This is a genomic window from Halomonas sp. HG01 (assembly GCF_000968715.2).
Classification (GTDB): domain Bacteria; phylum Pseudomonadota; class Gammaproteobacteria; order Pseudomonadales; family Halomonadaceae; genus Halomonas; species Halomonas halophila.
This window is the reverse complement of record NZ_CP022134.1, coordinates 630,873-655,874: the sequence shown is the minus strand read 5'-3', so window position 1 is coordinate 655,874 and position 25,002 is coordinate 630,873. Positions and strand designations below refer to the sequence as shown.

Below are 25,002 nucleotides of genomic sequence, written 5' to 3'. Positions count from 1 at the left end.
TCGTGTAGCCGACAACAGGGGAGTAGAATGTCGGGCTTCCAGCCCATGAATCCCTGCGATATGAGTGACGCATCTTACCGTGACGCCATCTTTTCCACACCCCTGGACCGGGTGGCGCGCTTTTCGTTCGACGAGCGGGTGGTCTCCTGCTTCCCCGACATGATCCGGCGTTCGGTGCCGGGCTATGGCCAGATACTGGCCATGCTCGGCCCGCTGGCCCGGCGACACCTGCGTCACGGCGGCCACGTCTATGACCTGGGCTGCTCGCTGGGCGCCTCCGGACTCGCCCTGGCCGGTCAGCTGCCGCCGGCGGCCTTTCGCTATACCGGGGTAGACCTGTCCCCGGCCATGGTCGAGCGCGCCCGCGAGACGCTGGCCACCGAGAGCCCGGATCACGACCTGACGGTGATCGAGGGCGATATCCGCGTCCTCGACTACGCGCCGTCGGGGATGATCCTGCTCAACTTCACCCTGCAGTTCCTGGCGCCGGAAGATCGCGACGCCGTGATCGCCCGGCTCTATGAGGCCCTGGAGCCCGGCGGCGTGCTGGTGCTCTCGGAGAAGATCAAGGCCGCCGACGAGCAGGAGAACGCCTGGCTGGTGGAGCGCTACCACGACTTCAAGCGCGCCAACGGCTACAGCGACCTGGAAATCAGCCAGAAGCGCACCGCGCTGGAGAACGTGCTGGTGCCGGACACCCTGGACGCGCACAAGGAGCGGCTGGCCCGCGCCGGCTTCTCGCGCTCGCTGGTGTGGTTCCAGTACCTGAACTTCGCCTCGCTGATCGCCTTCAAGGAAGACTGACGTGCCGATTCCCGATGCCCATCGCCCGCTCTACCGGGCCTTCCTCGATCAGGGGCTCGACACCTGGCTGGCCCGGCTGCCCGAGCAGCTGGCCCGCGGCCTCGACCGCTCGCGCTTCGGCGACCTGCCGGCCTGGGAGAAGGCGGTGGCCAAGCTGCCGCCGCTGCCGGAACGGCGCGAGGTGCGCCTCGACGCCGACCACGTCACGGTGGACGCCGAGCTGGACGCCTCGCGCCGCCGCCAGAGCGAGAGCCTGCTGCGCGTGCTGGCGCCGTGGCGCAAGGGGCCGTACAAGCTCGGCGGCGTGACCATCGACACCGAATGGCGCTCCGACTGGAAATGGCAGCGGGTGGCGCCGCACCTGGCGCCGCTGGCCGGCCGGCGGGTGCTCGACGTGGGCGGCGGCAACGGCTATCACGCCTGGCGCATGGCCGGCGACGGCGCCGGCTTCGTGCTGGTGATCGACCCCTCGCCGCGCTTCTACTGGCAGTTCCAGGCGGTGCGCCACTTCGTCGGCGACGCCGATGACGGTGCGGTTCACTTCCTGCCGGTGGGCATCGAGGACGTGCCTGAGGCGCTGGCCTTCTTCGACACCGTGTTCTCGATGGGCGTGCTCTACCACCGCCCCTCGCCGCTGGAGCATCTGGCCCAGCTCAAGGCCGCGCTGCGCCCAGGCGGCGAGCTGGTGCTGGAGACCCTGGTGGTCGAGGGCGACGCCACCACGGTGCTGCTGCCGGGCGACCGCTACGCCGCCATGCCCAACGTCTACTTCCTGCCCTCCTCCGCCGCGCTGTGCCAGTGGCTCGAGCGCGCCGGCTTCGACAACGTGCGGGTGGTCGACGAGGCCGACACCTCGCTGGACGAGCAGCGCGCCACCGAGTGGATGACCTTCCAGTCGCTGGCCGACTTCCTCGACCCCGACGATCCGACCAGGACCCGCGAGGGCCACCCCGCGCCGCGCCGCGCGGTGCTGGTCGCCAACCGGCCACGCTGATACCGCTTTCGGCTGCCGCCATGGGGTCAGACCCCGGCGGCGTCGATACGGCGGGCGAAGTGCACCATGACGGGCCTGGCGGCTTGGCCGGGGTCTGACCCCATAAAAGCCCGTGCCTTCATGCCCTGAAAGCAACGAGGCCCCGTCGCTTGCGCGATGGGGCCTCGTGTTATCCGCAGGGCGGATCAGGGCATCAACGGCCGAGCAGCTGGCTGATGTCCTTGGCCTCCCAGTGCGGGAAGTACTTGCGCACCAGGGCGTTGAGCTCGACCTCGAAGCCGGCCCAGTCGACATCGCCCGCGGCCACGCTGCCGGCCTCGGCAGCGCCGCGGATCATGCCCGCACCCACGGTGATGTTGGACAGCCGGTCGATGACGATGAAGCTGCCGGTGCCCGGGCTGCGGTCGTAGCTGTCGATCGGCACTTCGCCGGTCAGCGCCACGCGGCAGCGGGCGATGGCGTTGAGCTCCAGGCGCTCGGCCTGATGCTGCTCCAGGGTGTTGACGTCCACCTGGTAGTGAATGGTGTCGACGTTGCCCGCCACCGAGCGGCCGGCGAGGCGGATGTCGACCTGGCGACCCGGCTCGAGGGCCTGCTCGCTCATCCACACGATGTCGGCGTCGAAGGCCGCGGCCTCGGTCACCTCGGCATCGGCGGCCACGATCCAGTCGCCGCGGGAGATGTCGATCTCGTCGGCGAGGGTCACGGTGATCGCCTGCCCCGGGTAGGCGTCGTCCAGGTCGCCGTCGAAGGTGACGATGCGCTCGACCGTGGAGGTCTTGCCGGACGGCAGCACCTTGACCGCCTGGCCGGGGCGCAGCACGCCCGCTTCCAGGGTGCCGGCGTAGCCGCGGAAGTCCAGGTTCGGGCGGTTCACGTACTGCACCGGCAGGCGCAGGTCGGTGAGGTTGTGGTCGGCGCGGACCTCGACGCTCTCGAGCAGCTCGAGCAGCGCCGGGCCGTCGTACCAGCCCATGGTCTCGCTCTGGTTGACGACGTTGTCGCCCTTCAGCGCGGACAGCGGCACGAAGCGGATGTCGTCGGCGCCCAGCTGCTCGGCGAAGGCGCGGTACTCGGCGACGATCTCGTCGAAGCGCGCCTGGCTGTACTCGACCAGGTCCATCTTGTTGACCGCGATCACCAGGTGGCGGATGCCCACCAGGTCGGCGATGAAGCTGTGGCGCTTGGTCTGGGTCTGCACGCCGTAGCGGGCGTCGATCAGGATCACCGCCAGGCCGGCGGTAGACGCGCCGGTGGCCATGTTGCGGGTGTACTGCTCGTGGCCCGGGGTGTCGGCGATGATGAACTTGCGCTTGTCGGTGGAGAAGAAGCGATAGGCCACGTCGATGGTGATGCCCTGCTCCCGCTCGGACTGCAGGCCGTCGACCAGCAGCGCCAGATCCACCTCTTCCCCGGTGGTGCCGCTCTTCTTCGACGCCTGGGTGATGGCCGCCAGCTGATCGTCGAAGATCATCTTGGAGTCGTGCAGCAGCCGGCCGATCAGGGTCGACTTGCCGTCGTCGACGCTGCCGCAGGTAATGAAGCGCAGCAGGTCCTTGTTCTCGTGCTCGTGCAGGTACTGCTCGATGTTGTCGGCGATGAGTTCGGACTGATGTGACATGTTTAGAAATACCCCTCGCGCTTCTTCTTCTCCATCGAGCCGGCCTGGTCGTGGTCGATGGCGCGGCCGCTGCGCTCGCTGGTGCGGGTCAGCAGCATTTCCTGGATGATCTCGGGCAGCGTGGTGGCGGTGGACTCCACCGCGCCGGTCAGCGGGTAGCAGCCGAGCGTGCGGAAACGCACCCACTTCTCTTCCGGCACCTCGCCCTCCTCGAGCGGCAGGCGGTCGTCGTCGACCATGATCTGCATGCCGTCGCGCTCGACCACCGGACGCGGCGCGGAGAAGTACAGCGGCACGATCGGGATCGACTCGAGGTAGATGTACTGCCAGATGTCCAGCTCGGTCCAGTTGGAGAGCGGGAAGGCGCGGATCGACTCGCCCTTGTTGACGCGGGCGTTGTAGAGGTTCCACAGCTCGGGACGCTGGTTCTTCGGGTCCCAGCGGTGATGCTTGTCGCGGAAGGAGAACACACGCTCCTTGGCGCGGCTGGCCTCTTCGTCGCGGCGCGCGCCGCCGAAGGCGGCATCGAAGCCGTACTTGTCCAGCGCCTGCTTGAGCGACTGGGTCTTCATCACGTCGGTGTAGCCGCTGGAGCCGTGATCGAAGGGGTTGATGCCCGCCTCGACGCCTTCCTGGTTGATGTGCTCGATCAGCTCCATGCCGGATTCCGCGGCCATGCGGTCGCGGAACTCGATCATCTCGCGGAACTTCCAGGTGGTGTTGACGTGCATCAGCGGGAACGGCGGCGGCCCGGGATAGAAGGCCTTGCGCGCCAGGTGCAGCATCACCGAGGAGTCCTTGCCGATGGAGTAGAGCATCACCGGGTTGGCGAACTCGGCCGCCACCTCGCGGATGATGTGGATGGACTCGGCTTCCAGCTGCTGCAGATGCGTCAGCCGCCGCGGCGTCAGACCGGCAGCGGCACTGCTGCCTTCGGCCGTGACGGCACTCTCGCGTGTCGGTGCATGAAGACTGTTCATGGCCCGGCTACCTCGCATGACATGGGCGGAAAAAGGATCATGCGCCGCAGGTTACCGCCTAAGCAATAATAACGTAAAAGAATTAATATCTATCTTTTTAGACGCAAAAGCGCTATTGGCCTTTTCCCTCAGAGGTCGACGCGCTCGACCCAGGTGGAGAGGCCTTCCCGCGTCAGATCGATGACCCGGAAGCCGGGGCGCGAGGCCTCGTCCACGGCGAAGTCCTCGGCGCCGGGCAGGAACTGGTCGCTGGACGAGGGGCAACCGTAGACGGGCACGCCGCCAGCGCTCTCGGGGCCACGGCCGACGAAGGCCTGATGGATATGCCCGCAGATCACCGCCTCGACGTGCGCATGACCGGCCACGACGTCCCAGAAGGCGTCGGCGTCGGTCAGGCCGAGCGCGTCCATCCAGGCGGAGCCCACCGCCACCGGCGGATGATGCATGGCCACGAGCGTCGGCCGGTCGTCCTCGGCGAGACGCTCCGCCAGGGCCGTCAGCCGGGCCTCTCCGAGCTCGCCGGCCTCCTGACCGATGCGCTGGGTGTCGAGCAGCAGCAGGCGGCGCCGGCCCAAGTCCAGGGTCTCGTGGAAGGGCCGGCAGTCGGCCATCAGGCCGGGCTCGTCGTGATTACCGGGCAGCCAGAACCAGGGGCACGCCAGCGGCGCCAGCAGTCGCTCTGCCTCGGCGTAGGAGGCGGCGGTGCGATCCTCGCTGATGTCGCCGGTCATCAGCACCATGTCGGGCCGCAGGCCGGCGGCGGCGGCCACCACGCGCTCGAGCTGGCGATGGGGCAGGCCGGTGCGCGAGCGCGCCTGGGCATCGGCGTGGAGATGACAGTCGGTGATCTGGATCAGTCGCATCGAGCCGGGGCGTCCTTGATGACGGCCCTCTGGCGGGGCCTTGGGAGTGGCAGAAGGTTCAAGGGAGTTCGGGCAGGTCCATGGAGTGGCCGTGGGCCAGGCCGTGGTCGAGCCATTCGCCCAGGAAACGATTGAGCTGCAGCTTCTCGTCGGGCTGGTGCATGCGCGCGTTGGGATAGCGGTAGCGGCCATCGAAGTGGCGCTGGCGCTGGAAGTCGTTGACCTCGGCCATGCGCACGTCGTGATAGAGGTGCACGCGCATGCGCGGCGATTCGAGCACGCCGTCGAGCACGCCCCGCTGGGAGACCCGCACGATGCTGGTGTAGGGCGCTCGCTCGAGGAGCTCCAGGCACAGCGCGCCGACTCGGCGCCCATGGCTGACCAGCTCCACCTCGCGCGTCTCGCCGACCTCCATGTCGCCCAGCAGACGGGTCAGCCGCACGTAGTTGGCGGTGCACTCGCCCTGCAGGGTCTTCAGGTCAGTCACATAGGCGTTTCTCGACACGCTACCTCCTCGCTCGCAATGAGGCCCGCTCCGCCGCCAGCCAGTGGAAGGCGATCAGGCACATGGCATTGTCGAGTCTTCCGGCCCGCATGAGTTCCCAGGCCCGGGCGAAGGGCATCACCTGCACGCGGATGTCCTCGTGCTCCTCGTCGAGGCCGTGAATGCCGCCCAGGCCCTGGCTGTCGATGAGCCCGCAGAACAGGGTGACCCGCTCGTCGCAGGCGCCCGGGCTCGGGTAGTAGGTATGCAGCTCGATCAGCTCGCCCACCGGGCAGCCGGCCTCTTCCTCGGCCTCGCGGCGGGCGACGTCGGCGCGGCACTCGCCGCGCTCGACCAGCCCCGCCACGATTTCCAGCTTCCAGGGCGAGGCAGGGTCGTCCAGGGCACCGGCGCGGAACTGCTCCACCAGCGCTACGGCGTCCCGCTCCACATCGTAGAGCAGCACGCCCACGGCGTCATGCCGGCGATGCACCTCGCGCACCACCGGAGCGCTCCAACCGCCCTCGAAGAGGCGGTGCCGAAGGTGCAGCTCCTCGAGCCGGAAGAAGCCCTGATGCAGGCAGCGCCGCTCGATCAGCTCCACGTCGCCGGCGTCGAAGGGGGCGGCGTCGAGGGCATCGGCGGCCTGGTGTGGATCGTGTTGCGACATGAGCCCTCCGATGATCGCGAAAGTGCTCATTATCCCGGCGTGGCGACGGCGTGCCAACCTCGCCGCCGGCCTCGCGCCCTACTCTTCGAGTCGAGCGACCATGGCCCTGGCCTCGTCACGCAGCGCCGCATCGGAGGCCTCACGCCCCTCGCGCAGGGGGCCATCGACGGCCCGCCGGGCATGCACCAGCGCCTCGGCTTCCCGTCCCTCACCCTCGAGGAAGGCGGCGTAGTAGAGGTGGACGTCGATGCCCTCGGGGCGGATCGCCTCGGCGCGCCGGAACATCCGCTCGGCGGTTTCCTCGTCGCCGAAGGCCACCGGCCAGCCCGGCGCACGATCGTAGAGCGCCCCGAGCGTCACATAGGCCGACCCCTGGAGCCCGCCGGGGGCCCGCTCGAGGGCCGACTCCAGCACCCGACGCGCCTCCTTGGCCGCCCCCAGGGCGTCGAGGCCGCTGCTTTCCCGGGCCAGGGATGCCAGGATGATGCCGCGCCACACGCTCGCCTCCGCCCTCTCGGGATGAGACTCGGCCAGGGTCTTCGCCTCCGCGGCGAGGGCCTCGAGGGCGTCGACGCGACGCGTCTCCGGCATGGCGGTGGTGGTGTGCTCCCAGCGGCTGCGCAGCGAGAACAGGTCGTCCTGCGGCGTCTGGGCCTGGAGCAGCGGGGCGAACGCGAGCCCCATCCCGAGAACGACGGTCGGCAGGCGGCGTGCAGACATGGCGCTTTCCTCATGCATTGTGGTTGTGATGGTCGAGGCGACACCACGAGAATGTAACGAACGTTTGAATCAGCCGCCAGTCTGGCCTCGACCGTGCCCTCGCCTCACAATGAAGGCCTTTGCTTCGCATCCCACAGGAGGGCGCTGCCGATGAAAGGCCGCAACATGACTCGCTGGCGCGATCCCGCCAAGGACCCGCGCCAGGAGCCCAAGAGCAACCTGATCACCGCCGAGGGCGCCGAGCGCCTGCGCGGCATCCTGGATCACCTGTCGCGGGTCAAGCGTCCCGCCCTCTCGACCAAGGTCGGCGAAGCCGCTGCCTTGGGCGATCGCAGCGAGAACGCCGACTACACCTACAACAAGAAGGAGCTCAACCGGGTGATCGCCCGGATCCGCTACCTGACCAAGCGGCTCGACGAACTCACGGTGGTGGACCGGCTGCCCGAGGACACCGAGCGGGTGTTCTTCGGCGCCTTCGTGACCCTGGAGGACGAGGACGGCGAGGAGATGCGCCTGCGCATCGTCGGCCACGACGAGACCGATACCGGCAAGCACTGGATCAGCGTCGACGCGCCGCTGGCCAAGGCCCTGCTCGGCCGCCCGCTGGACGACGAGGTGACGGTGGCCGCACCGGGCGGCGAGACCACCTACATCATCACCGAGATCGACTACCGCCAGCCTTAGCGGGAAGGCCGTCAAGCGCCCCGCGACGCGCCATGGCGACAGAAATAACATCTTGAAATTCAGTGACCTGTATTTATGGCACTTGCGGCATCGTCGCCACACGCCAACGCCTTGCGTCGCTCGAAGCGCGGCAGACACCCGACACGGCCCCATGCCATGAAACACAACCTCATGTTATGCAAGAAGAAACCTCATCAATGGCATGAGACTGGCTTGATAGGAAGCAGACGAGCCCATCGGCTCGTGGTACGCCAAGCACGCATTCCAGGAGGATTCCCATGAAAACGCTGCTGAAGACGACCCTGCTCACCTTCGCCCTGCTCGGTGCCGGCGCCGCCGTCGCCAACCCGCCGTCCTTCGATCGGCTGGATCTCAACGGTGACGGCATGCTGAGCGCCGAGGAAGCCCTCACCGTGGACGGCATCGACCTCGAAACCGCGGATACCAACGGCGACGGCGCCCTCAGCCGCGAGGAATACGAGGCGGCGCGCCAGTCGCTGCCCGGCGGTGCCGACGGCAGCATGAACGGCTCGAGCGAGATGGGCGGCTCGGCCGGCCTGAGTGGCTCGGGAAGCATGACCGGCTCGGGTGACATGAGCGGCGCCGGCGAGATGAGCGGCTCCACGGAAATGAGCGGCTCCGCCGGTCAGTCCACCGCCCAGTAGGCCGCACGCCCGGCCCTCAGGCCCGTTCGACCCACGCCCGCCGGGGACGCCCGGCGGGCGTGGGCGGTATCGGGCACGAGCCACGATCAGACCCGGGCCGAATAGACCTTGAAGCGGCGGTCATCGGCGAGTACCTCGAAGCCGCCGAAGGCCCGCTCGAGCAGGTCGGGATAGGGCAGGAAGGCGTTCGCCACCAGCACCAGCCGCCCGCCAGGGCGCAGATGCCTGGGCGCCTCGGCGATCAGTCGCCCCGCCGGCCCGTAGTCGATGGCCCGCTCCTGATGGAAGGGCGGGTTGCTGACGATGGCATCGAAGCGCCGGGCGCCGCCGCGCCGCTCGCCCAGGCCGTCGAAGACATCGCCGGCCAGCACCTCGCCATCGAGTCCGTTGACGGCCAGGGTGCGCCGCGTGGCCTCGACCGCGAAGCCGTTGACGTCGACGGCGGTCACCCCGTGGCCGCGGTGCGCCAGCCAGGCGGCGAGAATGCCGTCGCCGCAGCCCAGGTCCAGCACCTCGCCCGTCGCCGGCAATGCCGCGGGCAGCTGCTCGAGCAACAGCCGGGTGCCGTCGTCCAGCTTGCCGTGGCCGAACACGCCGGGATGGCTGGCCAGCGTCAGGCGCTCGCTGCCGATCTCCGCCTCGAACGAGGTCCAGGCCGCATCGGGTTCGAGGGCGACGCGGTCGAGGCTGGAGGCGAACAGGGTGCAGCGTCGCGCGCTGTCGACCTTGCGGCATCCCAGGCCCAGCGCCGCCAGCACCTTGAGCACCCGCTTGATACCGCCCTGATTCTCTCCGACCACCTGCAGCGGCGTGCCCGCCGGCAGCCGCGCGCACAGCCACAGCAGCCACCACTCGCCCAGGGCGTGGGCCTTGGGCCAGAACAGCACCACGCCTGGCGGTGCCGGGGCGTCGTCGTCGAAGGGCGAGAGCGCCGGGCGACCGCGCTGGCGCCAGGCCGCCAGCACCGCCTGATCGGCGGCCAGCAGCACGCCCTCGCCGCCCTCCAGCCAGGCATCGCGGGGCGGCGCCACCCACAGCCAGCCGCGGTAGTCGGCGTCCTGGCGCTGCAGCAGCTGGCAGACGGGGGTCTCGGCATTCATCGCACGGGCTCCTCGGGGCGAATCAGGGTGTAGAGCAGATAGCGGCCCAGCCGCCAGTGGGGATCGATGCGGCAGTACTGCCATTCCAGCGCCAGCAGGTCGCGGCGCTCGGCCTCGGTCTGCGGCGGCTGGCGCAGGTAGTCGTGGAAGACGCGCACGCCGGCCGTGGCGTGCACCTCGAGACCCAGCTCCGCGGCCCAGGTCACGATCTGGTCGTGGGTCAGCGGCGAGATGGGCGTCAGGCGCTTGCGCTGCCCCTTGCCCTCCAGGCGGTCGGCCAGGGCCTTCTCGAGGTTGCCCTTGACCACGTTGGAGAGCCTGAGCGCATCACGATTGAAGACCATCAGCGACAGCTGGCCGCCGGGGGCCAGCAGGCCGGCCAGGGTGGCCAGCGCCGCCCGCGGGTCGCCCAGCCACTCCAGCACCGCGTGACAGGTGATCAGCGGCCAGGGGCCCGGGGCCGCCTCGGTCAGCGCCTGCAGCGGCGCCTCGACGAAACGCACCGGACGACCGGCCAGCGCTTCCCGGGCGCGCTCGCGCATCTCGGCGGCGGGCTCGCACAGGGTCACGTCATGGCCGCGCTCGGCGAGCCAGCCGGCCAGCTGACCGAGCCCGCCGCCGACCTCCAGCGCCGGCTGGCCGTGCAGATCGAGCATCTCGGGCAGCAGGCGGTCGAGCAGCGCCAGGCGCAGCTCGCCGCGCAGGCCACCGTAGAGGCTGGCTGCGAACTTGTCGGCCAGGCCATCGAAGTGGCGGTCTCCCGCCGGGGAAAGAAAATGCTCGGGCATGCCACGTCATCCGCATGAGTGATGCCGGCATTCTACCCGGGAAGGCGCCGCCACGGCACCGCTGCGACGGGTTTATCTCGCCCGCTCAGGCGCTTATACTAGCGCTCGTTTCGCCCCTATAGCTCAGCTGGATAGAGCGTCCCCCTCCTAAGGGGAAGGTCTCAGGTTCGAATCCTGATGGGGGCGCCACGCCTTCCTCCCCTCTTCATTTCTCTCGACACGTCCTGCTATCGACAAGATGCCCGTGCTGCTCGCCGGTAAAACCGTGCGCTTCTCGACAGTCACGCCGATGATCTCGACCGCCGACGCCACAGCGCCGACGGCCGGCAAGACGATTCAGCCCTCGCGGCCCAGACGGTCGTGGCCGTTGCCGAGGAACGGATAGTCCGTATAGCCCTCCAGGCCACCACCGTAGAAGGTGTCGGGATTGGGCTCGTTCCAGGCCGCTCCGGTACGAATGCGCTCGACCAGGTCGGGGTTGGCGATATAGGGCCGGCCGATCGCTACGGCGTCGGCGATGCCCGCCTCGATCAGGCGCTCGGCGCGCTCGGCGTCGTAGTGGCCGCAGAAGATCAGGCTGCCGGAGAAACGCTCGCGCATGCTGCGGCGGAAGTCGTCGGTGAACTGGATCTCGCCGCCGGCCCAGTCGGGCTCGTTGAGGTGCAGGTAGGCAATGCCACGGGCGGAGAGCTGCTCGGCCAGATAGTGCGCCATGGCCTCGGACTCGTCATCGGTGAGGCCGAACAGTTCGATGAAGGGCGTCAGGCGCACGCCGACGCGCTGCGGACCGACTTCCTCGGCCACGGCGTCGATGACCTCCAGCGGGAAGCGGGCCCGGTTCTCGAGCGTGCCACCGTAGCGGTCGGTGCGATGGTTGGTGCCGGTGGCCAGGAACTGGTTGAGCAGGTAGGCGTTGGCCGCATGCACCTCGACCATGTCGAAGCCGGCGCGATCGGCGCGGCGTGCCGCCTGGCGATAGTCCTCGACGATGCCCGGCAGCTCATCGATCTCGAGCGCCCGGGGCGTGCTGGTGGGATGGCGGCCGGCGCTGCCGTCCGGAAACTCGACGAAACACTGCGCGCCTTCGGCGTCGAGCGCGCTGGGCGCCACCGGGGCCTGGCCGTCCGGCTGCACCCATTCGTGGGAGACCCGGCCGACGTGCCACAGCTGCAGCGCGATGCGCCCGCCCTTGGCATGCACCGCCTGGACGACGCCCTTCCAGCCGGCTTCCTGCTCGTCGGTCCAGATGCCCGGCGTGTAGACGTAGCCGCGCGCCGTGGGTGAGATATTGGTCGCCTCGCTGATGATCATCCCGGCCCCGGCACGCTGACCGTAGTAGGCCTGCTGCGCTTCGCCGGGCACGCTGTCCGGCGTGCGGGCGCGAGTCAGCGGCGCCATGAGGATACGATTGGGCATCGTCAGCTCGCCGAGGCGAAACGGGGTCAACAGGGTATCGACGGACATGTCGCGTCTCCTTGCACAGAATCTGGTGATCTGAGCGATCTCTCATCAGCATGCAGATCGAGAGCCGCATCAGCCTGACGAGAGATATGGAGACGATGCACCTGCTGGACAACCCCTTCGTTTTCTATCATTTAGCGCGAGAACATCCTAGCCGTCGTCGCTCTCGGCAGACACCTCGCAGGTGACGGCACGATTGCGCCCTTCCCGCTTGGCCCGGTAAGCGGCAGCATCGGCGCGCTCGATGACCGTGGCGATACGCTCGTCCCCTTCCTGAAAGCTGGTCAGGCCGAGGCTCAGCGTGACACGGAAATCGCGCCCGCCCTGGGAGACCTCGACCTCGCCGACCGCCTCTACCAGCGACTGGGCCAGCTGCTCGGCATGGGCCACCGTGCAGCTGGGCAGCAGGACCGCGAACTCGTCGCCGCCCTGGCGCGCCACGTGATCGCTGCGGCGCACTTCCCACGCCACCACCTGGGCGATGCGCCTGAGCATCTCGTCACCCAGGGCATGCCCGCCCTCGTCGTTGATCGGCTTGAAGTGATCCAGGTCGAAGAGAATCAGGGAAGCCGGATTGCCGGTCTTGCGCCAGTCCGCCAGGGCTTCCTCGAGGCGTCGCTCGAAGCCGCGGCGGTTGAGCAGTCCGGTCAGGGGATCATGCTCGGCCTCCCACTGACGAAGCGCCTCCTCCTCGCGCCGCTCGGTGATGTCCTTCACCGTGCCGACGAATCCCAGCACACGATCCTCCGCCATCGCGGGGCGAGTATGCACCTCGAGCCAAAGCGGCTCGCCGCTTCGACGGTAATAGCGAAACTGCTGCAGGAAGTCCTCGCCGCTCGCCATGCTGTGATGCCAGAGTTCCAGCACCGTGGCGCTATCGTCAGGATGGATATGGCGCATCCACTCGTGACGTGCCTCCTGGTACACCTTGAAGCCGGTCAGCTCGACGAGGGCCTGGTTCATGTAGGTCAGGGCGCCTTCGGTGTCGGTCACGAACATGCCGACCGGCGAGCTGGCGAGCACCGCATCCAGAAAGGCCTGGCGACCTTCCAGGCTGGCCAGCGCCTGGCTGCGCTCCACCTCGACGTGATTGAAGGTATCGGCCACCTGCTGGAGCTCGTGCATGCGCGTATCGAGCGACACCCGTTGCCGATGCCCTCTCCCGACCTCCTGCATCTGGCGCTTCAGCCGTAACAGAGGGCTCAACAGCCGCCACAGCAGCCAGCCAATGAGCGGCAGCAGCAGGCCGGCGACCAACACGAACCACCCCCCCCAGGCGCCTCAGCCATCCTTCCAGCGGCGCGATCACCTGGTCGCGCGGCAGCGTCACGCTGACGATCCAGCCCGCCGGCCAGATCTGACGATAGGCCTTGTAACCCGCCCGTTCGCCCGACAGCAGCTCGCTCGCCTCGCCTTCCCAGCCCATCAGGGCCAGCTCCTGCCAGTCCGTCCGCTCCTCCTCGGGCAGCGTGTGCAACACCTTGTCGTCCCGGGGGTGGTAGAGGTAGGTTCCGTTGTCGCTCATCACGCTGGCATAGCCCTGTTCACCCAGCCGAAGGCGATCCAGTCGCTGGAAGAGCCCGCCCCCCTGGCTGCCCCCGTTCAGCCGCAACGCACCGCCGACCATGCCCTGGAAACGTCCAAGCTCGTCCCGCCTCGGCACGGCGAACACGACCATCGGGATGTCACTCAGCAACGAGTGAAAAGGCTCGCTGACGTAGGGGCGACGAAAGGCACGAACGTGCTGGAAGTAGTCGCGAAACGACAGATCGACCCCCTGCATATCCCGATTTTCCGGCCAAAGCGCCGAGACCCTTCCCTCGGCATCGGTGACCATGAGCCAGTCGAACCACTCGAGCAGCGCCTCGCTATGACGAAGTCCGTGCTGTGGCGACGGAACGCGATCCACGTCGAGCCGAGTCGCCAGACGCTCCAGCGAACGGAGGCGCGACGCCACCTGGCTCGTCAGGTCATCGGCGATCAGCCGAGCCTCATAGCGCAGATGCGTGTTGCTGGAGGATTCGAGCAGCCTGTCGCCGGTTCGCCATCCAAAGGTGAGCAACAGGGCCATGACGACGATCCAAGTCGACAGCAGGCCCAGCATCAGACGGCCCTTCAGCGACTGGGCATGGCGCCAGTAGGTCGAGAGTCGGAACGGCACGGATCACCTCCATATGACGGGGCCGTCACTACTGTATCAGACTAAACTAAACTTACTTCTCCCCTTTTGTCGGCACCTGACACAAGCCACCGATTGATCCCCGCCCCAGGCGGAAACGGCAACGCAAGGGCAAGGAAAGACGGCATGGCAAGGATGCCCGACAGGGAAAGATTCGGAGGCCGCGCACGTTACGCAACCCGGGGCCCCGTGAACATCACCATGCGCACCGATAATCGGCACTGCACGCCATGTCAGGGTATTCGAAGACCGCAGAGGAAAGCCGGACGAGAAGCTCAGCAGCAGAAGCCTAAACGCCGAGCAACGCATCGAAGCCCGCAGCACGGATTAGGTGACTCCACCGGCAGGCCGGCAGGATGATGGAAAACACGAAAGAGGCGGGACGACCGGTCGCCCCGCCTGCCACTCAGCGCTTCTCGACGCGAAGCTCGTAGTTATTGACGCCTGTCATCCCTGAACCGAATTTCTGCCCCTGCACTTGGATGCGATACTGTCCCGGCGCCAGCTCGGTGGTCAGGTCGACATCGCCGTCGAAGCCCTGCCCGGCGCCTTCGGCCACCACTCGGCCCGCGTCGTCGAGCACCTCGAGTTCGATCCGGTAGGTGTCCTCGTAACCGGTGGGGAAAGTCGAGGTGGTGATGGCGACCCTGCCCTGCTCGGCCATTTCGAAGGTCATGACCTTACCGCGGGCGCGGATCTTGACGTCGGTGACGATGGTCTCGAAGCCGGAGCGCTGGGCGGATTCGCCCTCTTGTGTGCTCTGAGCCACCGGCTCGGCGCTTGCGGAAGCGTTGGCGGCCTCACCGGCCGAGGCCGTCGCCTCGGCTTGAGCCCCAGCGGCGCCGCCGCCGAGGGTGGCCACGGCGTCATCACCGCGCACGAATACGGAATCGCCGCCCTGCCGGTTCGTGCCGGTGAAGAAGATGCCCTCGCCGTCGCTGACGCTGTCCTCGATGACGCGACCCTGGTCGTCCAGCCCGGCCACATGCACGGAGTAGCCGTCGCCAGCACGGCCACGGGTGCCGAAGCGTTGCCCCTCGACGCGCAGCACGTAGTCGCCGGGCGCCAGCCGCTGGCGCATCTCCAGGCCGCCGTTCTGGCCCAGCGCCTCGCCGCGAGCGATCACGTCACCGTTCTCGTCTTCCAGCACCGCGGCGATGCGGTAGTCGTCTGAGTAGCCGGAGGTCACCCGGCTGGTGAAGCGATAGTTCCCCGCCTCGGTGACTTCGAAGGCATGCTCGTTGGTACTACCGAACAGGAAGCTGCGGCTATGGGCATCGGTCTCGGCATTGAAGAAGCCCGTCAGGTCCATGCCCTTGCCTTCCTCGCGGAAGCGCTCTTCCATCTCGCTGGCAAGCGCCGTCCCGGCGGAGAGCGCCACGCCCAGCGCCAGCAGGCTCGCGGTCACGATCGGCCGTTTCATAACACCTCACTTGATGACTTGCTTTGCATTCAATGAAAAAAGCCGACCCCGGGGGATCGGCTTTCGATGTTCACACCCTAGTGCAGGGTAACCCTGCGCATGGGATCAGAACAGGTATACGACACCGGTACCGATGAAGTCACCGTCATCGCCAGAACGGTCGTAGACGCCGGCCTCACCGAAGACATACATGGCATCGGAGATGTTATAGGTCACGCCGCCCAGCACTTCGTTGAAGGAGTCATCACCTTCATACTGGCCGGACACCGGGTTGAAGCCATTGGGGTTGGCAACAACCCCCGCCAGATCGTCATCTGCCTCGACGCGCTGGTAGGCCAGGTAGACATCGCCGGGACCGTAACCGTAGCGAGCACCCAGGCCATAACGATCGATCTCACCAGACTCATCCATGAAGTCGATATCGGTGCGCTCATACTTGAAGGACAGGCGCAGTGCGTTCATGGAGTAGTTGGCAGCGAAGCTGTAGGCATCAAAATCGGCAATGTCATTGCTACCGACCTCGACGCTATGAGTCTCGAGATCGTCATAGACGGCAGAAAGCTGCAGGTTGCCAACCGTATACTTCACGCCGCCGAAGAAGGAGGCATTACGCTCCATGCGACCGCTGGAGTCATACTTGAAGTTGGAGTTAACGTCTTCGCCATCGCCTTTATACTGAGTACCCAGGGCGAACTGCAGGCCATTGAACACCGGGGAAGTGTAGGTCAGCTTGTCGCCTTCACGATCACCGCCGTCAATACCCAGGAAATCGAAAGCGTTGCCCAGGTCAGTGGTCGAGTCTGACACATCGGCCAGTTCGTTGTTGGTGATCCAGTCCTGAGACCAGTCGTCGATCAGCGGATCGTAAGAACCAAGGCGAACGTCACCGAAGTTGCCCTTCAGACCAATATAAGCCTGGTCACCAGTATCACGACCGGTGATCTTCTTCTCGTCGGCCTGGAAGTCGTCGAACTCGAGCTTCAGGTAGCCGGTCAGACCGTCGTAGATCACGTGCTCGGCGGCGAAGCCGAAGGTCGAGCCGTTATCGAAGAGGGAGTCAGTGCTCTCGGAGCTCAGGTTACCAGCCTCATCACGCTCGGCCTCATCGAAGCTGGCCACAGCCAGCTGGATGTTGCCGTAGATGTCGAGCTTGGTGCCGTCCTGGTTGTAGACGGTGGCGGCCTGGGCGCCGGAGGCAGCCATGGCACCGGCGATGGCAGTCGCTAACAGTGTCTTTTTCATTGCGATAATCCTTTTGACTAGCTTGCTGTTTCGATCGATAGCCGCGCGCTCTTTTCGAGTCTTTGCGGCGGGTTTGCCGGTCTTGGTGCCGGTTCTCGTTGTTGCTCGCCTCCTCTCGGGAAGCGGCAGCAGCGAGCCTGACCACGGCGAAACCTTGTTATAGTCCAATGCTCGCAGAAGAAACTCTATACCGGGATTTGCAGGAGCGCAACAAGAAAAAAACACTGTTTTCCTTCGTCACATCCCCCGATCACCGTCAGTTCCCGCCACGATCGAGGCCGAGTCGCCTCACGGCGCCTCTCCGCCGCTACCGTTCGTCAAGCGCGGCAGGGCAACGGCACCTCGCCACGCTTCACCGTGTCCTAAAACAGCGTTCGGCAGCGATGAGCGGACTCATCATGCCCCGGGGATATGACGGTTTCAAGTCAGACGAACGATGAAACAAGGCCCACCGTCAACGCTGGCGGCCCCCTCTTCAACGCCCGTTATGGCGTGCCATCAGCTCACCGAGCTTGCGGTGAAGCCGGTCATCGGCGGGCTCGTCCTGGGGGGAAGGCTCGGCCGTCGCTCGAGCGGCGGCAGGCGAGGCAGCATCGGGCGCGCCGCTGGCTTCCTTCGGCTGAGAGGAAGGCTCGTCGGTACGCGACTGGCGAGGCTTGCGCGCCTTCGCCGGCTTGCCCTTGCGCTGACGCTCGGCCTGCAGGCGTTCCAGCTTCCGGTGAGCATGCTCGGCGGCACCGCGATCCACCACCCCCGCCGGCGACCCCTCGAGGTCGATCCGCTCGGCACCCTCACGCACCGATTTCAGGTAGCGCGGCAGGTTGACGTAGCAGGCCAGGGCGCGGCGTACCAGCTTCTCGGGCCAGGGCTCCAGGGCGCTCAGATCCTCGTGGATGCCGACCTTGAGCGGCCGGGTATGGCCCTTGAAGAAGGCGTCGCCGTAGCGCTGATACCACTGGGCGAGCAGGGCCTGGGGAGAAGGCGCCTCCTCGACGGGCAGCGCGGCCTGCTGTGGGGCATCGGACGAGGCGGAAACGGCGGCAGTCTCTTCGGCATCCGCCTCATCGGCCGCCGGCGCCGCGGCACGATGATGCCCCATCAGGGCGGAGAGCCCGAGGCCCTGGCGGTGCGTCGAAACGGGCGGCTCCGCCACGGTCTCGTCGAGCCGGGCCTGGAGCCGCTGGGCATGCGCCTCGAGTTCACGGCCCTGCTCATCGAGCTCGCGGTTCTCCTCGACGAGTTCCAGCCGCGCCGCCTCGGACTCGGCCAGCGTCGCCTCCAGCGCCTTGATGCGCCGCGCCAGCTCATCGCGCTGCTCCTGGGCCGCCACGGATCGCGCCTGCAGCTCGGCGTTGCGCGCTTCCAGGGCCTGACGGTTCTGCTCCAGTTCGCTCAGCCGGTTCTGCAGGGCCTGATGCTGCACCCGACCCTCGACGCGCGCCTCGAGCAATGCCTCGACGCGAGATTCCAGGGTCGCCATGAGACGACGGGGGCGTTCATCGATCAACTCCGGATCCTCCATGCATGCCCGGGGTAAGACGACTGGGGTCCATATGACGTCGCCTCAGGGCCGGCGGCGCCAGTCGTCAGTCTGTGTCACTCCGCGGCGTCTGGCAAACCCCGGCGCCGGTATTGCACGAAGTCATAGGCCGGCTGCCCCTCGGCGGGCTGGCCCGGCACGCGCTGCCGCTCTTCCCACTCGGCCTCGTCCAGTTCGGGGAAGCGGGCATCGCCCTCCACCTCGACGCCCACCTCGGTGAGATAGAGCCGGCTCGCCTTCGGCAGCGCCTGGGCATAGATCTGGCCGCCGCCCATCACCATGATCTCGTCGACGCCGTCGATGGTGGCCTGCCGGTCGGCCAGCGCCAGCGCTTCATCGAGGTCGTGGCAGACCCGCACGCCCTCGGGCTGGAAACCGGAATCACGCGTGACGACGATGTTGAGCCGCCCGGGCAGCGGCCGGCCGATGGACTCGAACGTCTTGCGCCCCATGACCAGCGGCTTGGACTGGGTCATGCGCTTGAAGAACTTCAGGTCCTCGGGCAGGTACCAGGGCAGCTGGTTGTCCACGCCGATGACCCGGTTCGCGGACATCGCGGCGATCATCGCCACCGGGACGAGCGTCTCGTCGTTCATACGGCCACCTCTGCCTTGATGTGGGGGTGCGGGTCGTAGCCCTCGATGGCGATGTGCTCGAAGTGGAAGTCGAACAGATCGGTCACGCTCGGGTCGAGCGCCAGTCGCGGCGCCGGGCGCGGGTCACGCGACAGCTGCTCCCGGGCCTGGTCCAGGTGATTCAGATAGAGATGGGCGTCGCCCAGGGTGTGCACGAAGTCGCCGGGCTCGAGGCCTGCCACCTGGGCGATCATCTGCGTCAGCAGCGCGTAGCTGGCGATATTGAAGGGCACGCCGAGGAAGATGTCGGCGCTGCGCTGGTAGAGCTGGCAGGAGAGCTTGCCGTCGGCCACGTAGAACTGGAACAGGCAGTGGCACGGCGGCAGCGCCATCTCGTCGACCAGCGCCGGATTCCAGGCCGAGACGATCAGCCGGCGCGAGCGCGGATTGGTCCGCAGCTGCTCCAGCAGATTGGCGATCTGGTCGACGTGCCCGCCGCGCGGGTCCGGCCAGCTACGCCACTGATAGCCATAGACCGGGCCCAGCTCGCCGTTCTCGTCGGCCCACTCGTCCCAGATGCGCACCCCGTTGTCCTTGAGGTAGGCGATGTTGGTATCGCCGGCCAGGAACCACAGCAGCTCGTGGATGATCGAGCGCAGGTGCAGCTTCTTGGTGGTGACGAGCGGGAAACCACGGGACAGGTCGAAGCGCATCTGGTGGCCGAACAGCGAGCGGGTGCCGACGCCGGTGCGGTCGTCGCGCTCCACGCCGTGATCGAGCACGGCGCGCATCAGGTCCAGATAGGGCTGTTCGAGGGCGGGAGGGGCGTTGGCGGTCACGGGCATGGTCGACGGCTGAAAATGGGCCACACATTCTACATGCCCGGGCGGTGGCCGCCCATAGCGGCCACCGCCCTGCTGCGCTCAGGCCGCAGCGTCGACCCTGGCATCCACTGGCCGGCCGCGGGACCAGGCCATCAGCGCCACGCCGGCGATGATCATCGGCAGCGACAGCAGCATGCCCATGGTCAGCCAGTCGAAGGCGATGAAGCCGAGCTGCGGGTCCGGGCGACGCACGAACTCCACGCCGAAGCGGAACACGCCGTAGAGCGTCAGGAACAGCCCCGACACCAGGCCGCGACGGCGCGGCGTGGCCGAGACCCACCACAGCACCGCGAACAGCACCGCCCCTTCCAGCACCGCCTCATACAGCGATGAAGGATGGCGCGGCTCGTTCCCCAGACCGGGGAACACCAGCCCCCAGGGCAGGTCGGTGACCCGGCCCGGCAGCTCGTGGTTGATGAAGTTGCCGATGCGCCCGGCTCCCAGGCCGATCGGCACCAGCGGGGCGACGAAATCGGTGAGGGTGAAGAACGCCAGCCGCTTCTTGCGAGCGAAGTAGAGCGAGGCCAGTAGCACGCCAATCAGGCCGCCGTGGAAGCTCATGCCGCCGTCCCAGACGCGCAGGATCCAAAGCGGATCGCCCAGCCACTGGTCGAGGCCGTAGAACAGCGCATAGCCCAGCCGTCCGCCGAGCACCACGCCCAGGGCGGCATAGAAGATCAGGTCACCCACATCGTCGCCATTGAGGCCGATGCGAGCGGCGCGGCGGCGGCCCAGCCACCAGGCGGCGATGAAGCCGATGACGTACATCAGGCCATACCAGTGAACCTGGAGCGGACCAAGCGAGATGGCCACGGGGTCGATATCGGGATAGCGCAGCATGGGGGCCTCGAACGATGCGGGGAAGAAAGGTAAGGACAGGGGCAGACCGCGGTGGCGCCGCGGTCGGGATCATAGCAGCAAGCCGGGGGCGACCGTCACCGGCTGGCCGGCGAAGGAGAGGCACCGCTGGCGAACGGGAGGCGGCTCATGCGTCTTCCTCCCCCATCAGGCGCCCGGGCAACCAGTGTTGCACGCGATCCAGCAGGTCCTGGGGACGATAAGGCTTGGCCAGGTAGTCATCCATGCCGGCCTCGCGGAAGCGGCGGCGATCGCTTTCGCCGGCATTGGCGGTCAAGGCCACCAGCACGCTGCGCCCCCGATCGCCACGCTCGGCTTCCCGGGTCCGCCAGGCACGACAGGTCTCCACGCCGTCCAGGCCGGCCATGTAGATATCCAGGAAGACCATGTCGAAAGGCGACGCCTCCAGGCTGTCGAGGGCTTCCCGGCCGCTGGTGGCCGTGACCACCTCGAGCCCCCGCCCCTCCAGCACCTTGCGCGCCAGCATCAGGTTGACCGGACCATCGTCGACGACCAGCACCCGGGGGGCGGACGCTGTCGGCAGCGCTGCCTCCGTCGGTTCCGGGTCGCCGAGGTTCTCCAGCAGCACCGCGGTCTCCGCCAGCCGCTCCCGCAGCCCCGCCAGAGCGTTGCGCTCGGCGTCTCCGTCCGGGCGCTGAAAACGCTCGCCCTGCAACACCTCGGACACGGAAGCCATCAGCGGCTGCAGCATCTGTTGCAGGTGGCTGAGATAGCCGGACTTGAGCCGCGACTCCTCCTGGGCGCGCACGCGTCCGGTCTCGAGCCGAGCCAGGCGGCCCTGCTGGGCCTGAAGATCATCATTGAGGCGACGCTCCACGCCGCGCACGGCCTCCAGCTCGGCCCGCCAGCGTGCGCCGAGGGCATCGCAGCTCTCCGCCACGGCCTCGAGGCGTCGCTCGAGCGGCAGGCCGGCATCCTGGAGCCGTCCCGCCCCGGGGGCATCGTCGCCACCGATGGCGACCAGCCGCTCGTTGAGCCGGCCGAAGGCCGCCTCGACTCGGGCTTCCTCGGCGCGGAGGCGCTGGCGCAGCAGCATCAGGAAGGCCGTCACGTTGAGGCCGCTGCCGACCGCCAGCACCAGCAGCCACCAGAACGTATCGCCCCAGGAGACCGGGGACAGCACCGGCCAGCGGCCGCTCAGTCCTACCGCCAGCCACAGCCCCACCAGCACCACCTGGAGGGCCAGCAATGGCCAGAGAATCGGCGTGACCAGACGTGGCCAGGCTCGCTCCTTGCTTGTCTCGACACTCATTGTCATCCCTGTATCGCGTCGATTGTCGTCGGCAGAGTGTACGATGCCGGGCCGACCCTGTCATGACGGGGCTTTGCGCGTGCCGACGAGCGGGGTAGTCTGGCAGCCATGTGCCTGATTGCCCTCGCCCACCGGCCCGACGCCTCCGTCGTGCTGCGCCTGGTGGCCAACCGTGACGAGTTCCACGCCCGCCCCACCGCGCCGCTGGCGGCGTGGGACGACGCTCCCGGCATCGTCGGCGGCCGCGACCTGCAGGCCGGCGGCGGCTGGCTCGCCGTGCACCGGCGCGGACGCTTCTCCGCCGTGACCAACGTCCGCGACCCGGCGCTTTCGGCCCCCGAAGACGCCCCCAGCCGCGGCGACCTGGTGCGCTCGGCCCTGGAGGCCGATGATCTCGAAGGCTGGCTGGGCGCGCTCGCCGACGGCGACGCCCGACGCTACGCGGGTTTCAACCTGCTGGTCGGCGACGGCCAGCGACTGTGGTATCTCCATCGCGGCCGCGATCGTGTTCGGCTCGAGCGCCTCGCCCCCGGCCTGCACGGCCTCTCCAATGCCGAACGGGACACGCCCTGGCCGAAGCTGATGGCCGCGCGCCGCGGGCTTGCCGACAGCCTGGGCAACAGACGCTGGCCGGATGACGCCCTGGCGCCGCTCGCCGACGCTCGCGAGGCAGAGGACGCACGGCTGCCGGATACCGGCGTGGGCCAGGCACTCGAACGCCGCCTCTCGGCGGCGTTCATCGTCGGTGAAGACTACGGTACCCGGGCCACCAGCTGGCTGGAATGGCGCGCCGACGGCCGACTGACCCTCGGCGAACGGCGCTTCGGTCCGAACGGCACCTCACTCGGCGAGCATCGGCTGACGCTCGACACGCCACCGCCTGCCGGCGGCACTGGCGCCTGACCGAGCGTCAGGCATCCTTGGGCGGCAGCAGGTGGGCGAGCTGCCAATCGCTCATGCTCGCCTCCAGGCAGCGCCTGACGCCCAGCGGCGAGGATTCGGCCAGGGCGTCTTCCACCAGCGTCTGCGCCGACGTCAGGCTGACGCGGCGGATGGCGGCCCGCACCTTGGGCAGGCTCGGCGCGTTCATCGACAGCGCATCGAAGCCCATGCCCATCAGCAACAGCGCCCCGGCCGGATCGGCCGCCAGCTCGCCGCACACCGAGATCGGCACCTTCAGCGCCGTCGCCTCCCGCGCCAGACGCGCCATGGCCGACAGCACCGCCGGATGACAGGCGTCGTAGAGATCCGCCACCCGGGGGTTGTTGCGATCCACCGCCAGCAGGTACTGGGTCAGGTCGTTGCTGCCCACCGAGAAGAAGTCCACCCGCTCGGCCAGCGCATCGAGCTGATAGAGGGTCGCCGGCACCTCGATCATCGCCCCGACCTGAGGCCTGGCCACCTCGACGCCGTCCTCGCCGAGCTCGCGAATGGCCCGTTCCAGCAGCCGCAGGGCGTCGTCGACCTCGTCGACGTTGGTGATCATCGGCAGCAGGATCTGCAGGTTATCGAGCCCCTGTGACGCCCGCAGCATGGCCCGCAGCTGGACCATCAGCACCTCGGGGTGATCCAGGGTGACGCGGATGCCGCGCCAGCCGAGGAAGGGGTTGGCCTCCTCGATGGGGAAATAGGGCAGGTCCTTGTCGCCGCCGATGTCCAGGGTGCGCATCACCACCGGCAGCGGGGCGAAGCCCTCCAGCTGCTCGCGGTAGAGCCGGGTCTGCTCCTGCTCCCCGGGGAAACGTTCGGTGATCATGAACGGCACTTCGGTGCGATACAGCCCCACCCCGCCGATCCGCGACTTGAGCGATGCCATGGCGTCCACCGCGAGGCCGGTGTTGACCAGCAGCCGCACGTCGTGACCGTCCGGCGTGCGACTCGGCAGATCCTGTTCGTGCTCGAGCAGCTCCGAGAGCGCCCGCTCCTCCTCGATCAGGCCTTCGTAGTGGCTCTCGATATCGGGGCTCGGACGCACGAACAGCCGCCCGCGGTGGCCGTCGAGCACCAGTCTGGCGCCGTTGAGCCTGGGCAGCGGCAGATCGACCATGCCCAGCACGGTGGGAATACCCATGGCGCGGGCCACGATCGCCACATGGGACGTGCTGGAGCCGCGCACCGAGACGATGCCCGCCAGCTTGTCCCGCGGCACCTCGCCGAGCATCGCCACGCTGATCTCGTCGCTGACCAGCACGGTGCGCTCCGGATACACGTCGGGCGTCGCGGAGGTGTTTTCCTGCAGATGGGCCAGCACGCGCCGCCCCAGGTCGCGCACGTCCGCCGCCCGTTCGCGCAGGTAGTCGTCGCTCACTCGCTCCAGGTACTGCACGTGGCGACGCACCACGTCGGCCAGCGCCCCGGGGGCCCACTGTCCCTCGCGGATGCGCTTGACCACCTCCTGGAACAGCGCCTCCTCGCCGAGCATCTGCTGATAGACGTCGAACAGCGCCAGTTCTTGGGCGGAAATGCGGTTGGCCAGGCGCTCGCCGGCGGCGCGTATCTCGTCGCGAACCCGACCGATCGCCTCGCTGAGCCGCTCGATCTCGTACTCTTCGTCGGTGGGAATGAGGTCGGGCACGCTGTCGAGATCGGCGGGCGGCGCGATCACCACCGCCTCGCCGATGGCCATGCCCGGCGAGGCCGCGACCCCGGTGAAGGTGGCCTGACCGCCGGGCAGCGACGGCCGAGTCAGGCTGCCGGTGGCCAGCGCATGAGCCAGCACGCCGGCGAGCTGTGCGGCCATGGTGACCAGGAAGGCCTCGTCAGCCTCGTCGAAGCGACGCTTGTCGGCCTGCTGAACCACCAGCACGCCGAGCATGCGACGCTGATGGATGATCGGCACGCCGAGGAAGCTGGAATAGCGCTCCTCGCCGGTGGTCTCGAAGTAGCGGAAATAGGGATGGGCCCGGGCGTCCTCGAGATTGAGGGGTTCCTCCCGCTGGGCCACCAGCCCGACCAAGCCCTCGCCCACCGGCAGGCTCACATGGCCCACGGCCTGGGTGCGCAGGCCGATGGTCTCCATCAGCACCAGGCGGTCGAGCTGGGTATCGAAGAGGTAGAAGGAGCATACGTCGGTACGCATGGCCTTGCGGATGCGCCGCACCATGGTCGACAGGGCGGCCTCCAGATTGCGAGCCCCGTTGACCTCCAGGATGATGCGGCGCAGTACCTCGAGCATCGGCGTTTTACTGTCCATT

Annotated in this window: 23 protein-coding genes, 1 tRNA gene and 1 pseudogene; 6 read left to right on the top strand and 19 right to left on the bottom strand. The window is 67.8% G+C overall.

What is annotated here, in order from left to right:
• Nucleotides 1-60 precede the first annotated feature (60 nt).
• Nucleotides 61-804: a carboxy-S-adenosyl-L-methionine synthase CmoA gene (cmoA, locus tag UN84_RS02985; protein WP_046080386.1), complete on the top strand. Its 744-nt coding sequence runs from the start codon at nucleotides 61-63 to the stop codon at nucleotides 802-804.
• 1 nt (nucleotide 805) lies between these two features.
• The gene (gene cmoB, locus UN84_RS02980) at nucleotides 806-1,798 is read left to right on the top strand and encodes a tRNA 5-methoxyuridine(34)/uridine 5-oxyacetic acid(34) synthase CmoB (protein ID WP_046079187.1); all 993 of its coding nucleotides are present in this window, start codon (nucleotides 806-808) and stop codon (nucleotides 1,796-1,798) included.
• A 193-nt stretch (nucleotides 1,799-1,991) separates the two neighbouring features.
• Here the strand turns inward: cmoB and cysN are convergent, their stop codons facing one another.
• The 6 genes from cysN to UN84_RS02950 all read right to left on the bottom strand — a co-directional run bounded on the left by cysN (nucleotide 1,992) and on the right by UN84_RS02950 (nucleotide 7,136).
• The gene (cysN, locus tag UN84_RS02975) at nucleotides 1,992-3,419 is read right to left on the bottom strand and encodes a sulfate adenylyltransferase subunit CysN (RefSeq protein ID WP_046079188.1); all 1,428 of its coding nucleotides are present in this window, start codon (nucleotides 3,417-3,419) and stop codon (nucleotides 1,992-1,994) included.
• Between the two features lie 2 nt (nucleotides 3,420-3,421).
• Nucleotides 3,422-4,399: a sulfate adenylyltransferase subunit CysD gene (cysD, locus tag UN84_RS02970; RefSeq protein ID WP_081945790.1), complete on the bottom strand. Its 978-nt coding sequence runs from the start codon at nucleotides 4,397-4,399 to the stop codon at nucleotides 3,422-3,424.
• A 128-nt stretch (nucleotides 4,400-4,527) separates the two neighbouring features.
• Nucleotides 4,528-5,262, bottom strand: a complete 735-nt coding sequence (locus tag UN84_RS02965) for a metallophosphoesterase (protein ID WP_046079189.1) — start codon at nucleotides 5,260-5,262, stop codon at nucleotides 4,528-4,530.
• Between the two features lie 58 nt (nucleotides 5,263-5,320).
• Nucleotides 5,321-5,767 carry a DUF1249 domain-containing protein gene (locus UN84_RS02960; RefSeq protein WP_035594237.1) on the bottom strand — a complete coding sequence of 149 codons (447 nt, stop codon included), beginning with the start codon at nucleotides 5,765-5,767 and terminating at the stop codon, nucleotides 5,321-5,323.
• A 1-nt stretch (nucleotide 5,768) separates the two neighbouring features.
• The gene (locus UN84_RS02955) at nucleotides 5,769-6,416 is read right to left on the bottom strand and encodes an NUDIX domain-containing protein (RefSeq protein ID WP_237022353.1); all 648 of its coding nucleotides are present in this window, start codon (nucleotides 6,414-6,416) and stop codon (nucleotides 5,769-5,771) included.
• A gap of 78 nt (nucleotides 6,417-6,494) precedes the next feature.
• Entirely contained in the window at nucleotides 6,495-7,136 is a 642-nt protein-coding gene (locus tag UN84_RS02950) for a hypothetical protein (RefSeq protein WP_046079191.1), read from the bottom strand.
• Between the two features lie 150 nt (nucleotides 7,137-7,286).
• Between UN84_RS02950 and greB the strand changes: the two genes are divergently transcribed.
• On the top strand, nucleotides 7,287-7,820 hold the full coding sequence (gene greB, locus UN84_RS02945) for a transcription elongation factor GreB (protein ID WP_082090894.1): 534 nt from the start codon (nucleotides 7,287-7,289) through the stop codon (nucleotides 7,818-7,820).
• 278 nt (nucleotides 7,821-8,098) lie between these two features.
• Nucleotides 8,099-8,485: an EF-hand domain-containing protein gene (locus tag UN84_RS02940; RefSeq protein ID WP_046079192.1), complete on the top strand. Its 387-nt coding sequence runs from the start codon at nucleotides 8,099-8,101 to the stop codon at nucleotides 8,483-8,485.
• 86 nt (nucleotides 8,486-8,571) lie between these two features.
• On the opposite strand, the gene UN84_RS02935 is transcribed toward UN84_RS02940, so the two are convergent.
• Entirely contained in the window at nucleotides 8,572-9,585 is a 1,014-nt protein-coding gene (locus UN84_RS02935; RefSeq protein WP_046079193.1) for a class I SAM-dependent methyltransferase, read from the bottom strand.
• Nucleotides 9,582-10,373 carry a methyltransferase domain-containing protein gene (locus tag UN84_RS02930; RefSeq protein WP_046079194.1) on the bottom strand — a complete coding sequence of 264 codons (792 nt, stop codon included), beginning with the start codon at nucleotides 10,371-10,373 and terminating at the stop codon, nucleotides 9,582-9,584. The genes UN84_RS02935 and UN84_RS02930 overlap by 4 nt, the downstream gene beginning before the upstream one ends.
• A 112-nt stretch (nucleotides 10,374-10,485) precedes the next feature.
• Here UN84_RS02930 and UN84_RS02925 point away from each other — a divergent pair.
• Nucleotides 10,486-10,562 (top strand) — tRNA-Arg (locus UN84_RS02925).
• 147 nt (nucleotides 10,563-10,709) lie between these two features.
• Here UN84_RS02925 and UN84_RS02920 read toward each other — a convergent pair.
• The 10 genes and pseudogenes from UN84_RS02920 to UN84_RS02880 form a co-directional block, all read right to left on the bottom strand.
• Nucleotides 10,710-11,837: an alkene reductase gene (locus tag UN84_RS02920; protein WP_046079195.1), complete on the bottom strand. Its 1,128-nt coding sequence runs from the start codon at nucleotides 11,835-11,837 to the stop codon at nucleotides 10,710-10,712.
• 147 nt (nucleotides 11,838-11,984) lie between these two features.
• Nucleotides 11,985-13,094 carry a sensor domain-containing diguanylate cyclase gene (locus tag UN84_RS17505; protein ID WP_336885234.1) on the bottom strand — a complete coding sequence of 370 codons (1,110 nt, stop codon included), beginning with the start codon at nucleotides 13,092-13,094 and terminating at the stop codon, nucleotides 11,985-11,987.
• 283 nt (nucleotides 13,095-13,377) lie between these two features.
• Nucleotides 13,378-13,905 (bottom strand): annotated as a pseudogene (locus UN84_RS17500) (PDC sensor domain-containing protein); the annotation flags it as partial.
• Nucleotides 13,906-14,419: 514 nt separating this feature from the next.
• Complete coding sequence (locus UN84_RS02910; protein ID WP_046079196.1) at nucleotides 14,420-15,436, bottom strand: hypothetical protein; 1,017 nt, start codon at nucleotides 15,434-15,436, stop codon at nucleotides 14,420-14,422.
• 105 nt (nucleotides 15,437-15,541) lie between these two features.
• Nucleotides 15,542-16,678 (bottom strand): porin, encoded by a 1,137-nt coding sequence (locus tag UN84_RS02905; RefSeq protein ID WP_046079197.1) that lies wholly within the window; start codon nucleotides 16,676-16,678, stop codon nucleotides 15,542-15,544.
• Between the two features lie 475 nt (nucleotides 16,679-17,153).
• A complete protein-coding gene (locus tag UN84_RS17360) occupies nucleotides 17,154-18,185 on the bottom strand; it encodes a ProQ/FINO family protein (protein ID WP_237022352.1) in 1,032 nt (343 codons plus the stop codon).
• A gap of 89 nt (nucleotides 18,186-18,274) precedes the next feature.
• Nucleotides 18,275-18,814 (bottom strand): dihydrofolate reductase, encoded by a 540-nt coding sequence (locus UN84_RS02895; RefSeq protein ID WP_046079198.1) that lies wholly within the window; start codon nucleotides 18,812-18,814, stop codon nucleotides 18,275-18,277.
• Entirely contained in the window at nucleotides 18,811-19,638 is an 828-nt protein-coding gene (locus tag UN84_RS02890; RefSeq protein WP_107182270.1) for a thymidylate synthase, read from the bottom strand. The genes UN84_RS02895 and UN84_RS02890 overlap by 4 nt, the downstream gene beginning before the upstream one ends.
• A 78-nt stretch (nucleotides 19,639-19,716) precedes the next feature.
• A complete protein-coding gene (gene lgt / locus UN84_RS02885) occupies nucleotides 19,717-20,517 on the bottom strand; it encodes a prolipoprotein diacylglyceryl transferase (protein ID WP_046079199.1) in 801 nt (266 codons plus the stop codon).
• 145 nt (nucleotides 20,518-20,662) lie between these two features.
• Nucleotides 20,663-21,808: a response regulator gene (locus tag UN84_RS02880; RefSeq protein ID WP_046079200.1), complete on the bottom strand. Its 1,146-nt coding sequence runs from the start codon at nucleotides 21,806-21,808 to the stop codon at nucleotides 20,663-20,665.
• A 108-nt stretch (nucleotides 21,809-21,916) separates the two neighbouring features.
• On the opposite strand from UN84_RS02880, the gene UN84_RS02875 reads away from it, so the two are divergent.
• On the top strand, nucleotides 21,917-22,711 hold the full coding sequence (locus UN84_RS02875) for an NRDE family protein (protein ID WP_046079201.1): 795 nt from the start codon (nucleotides 21,917-21,919) through the stop codon (nucleotides 22,709-22,711).
• 7 nt (nucleotides 22,712-22,718) lie between these two features.
• Here the strand turns inward: UN84_RS02875 and ptsP are convergent, their stop codons facing one another.
• Nucleotides 22,719-24,983, bottom strand: a complete 2,265-nt coding sequence (gene ptsP / locus UN84_RS02870; protein WP_046079202.1) for a phosphoenolpyruvate--protein phosphotransferase — start codon at nucleotides 24,981-24,983, stop codon at nucleotides 22,719-22,721.
• Between the last annotated feature and the right edge of the window lie 19 nt (nucleotides 24,984-25,002).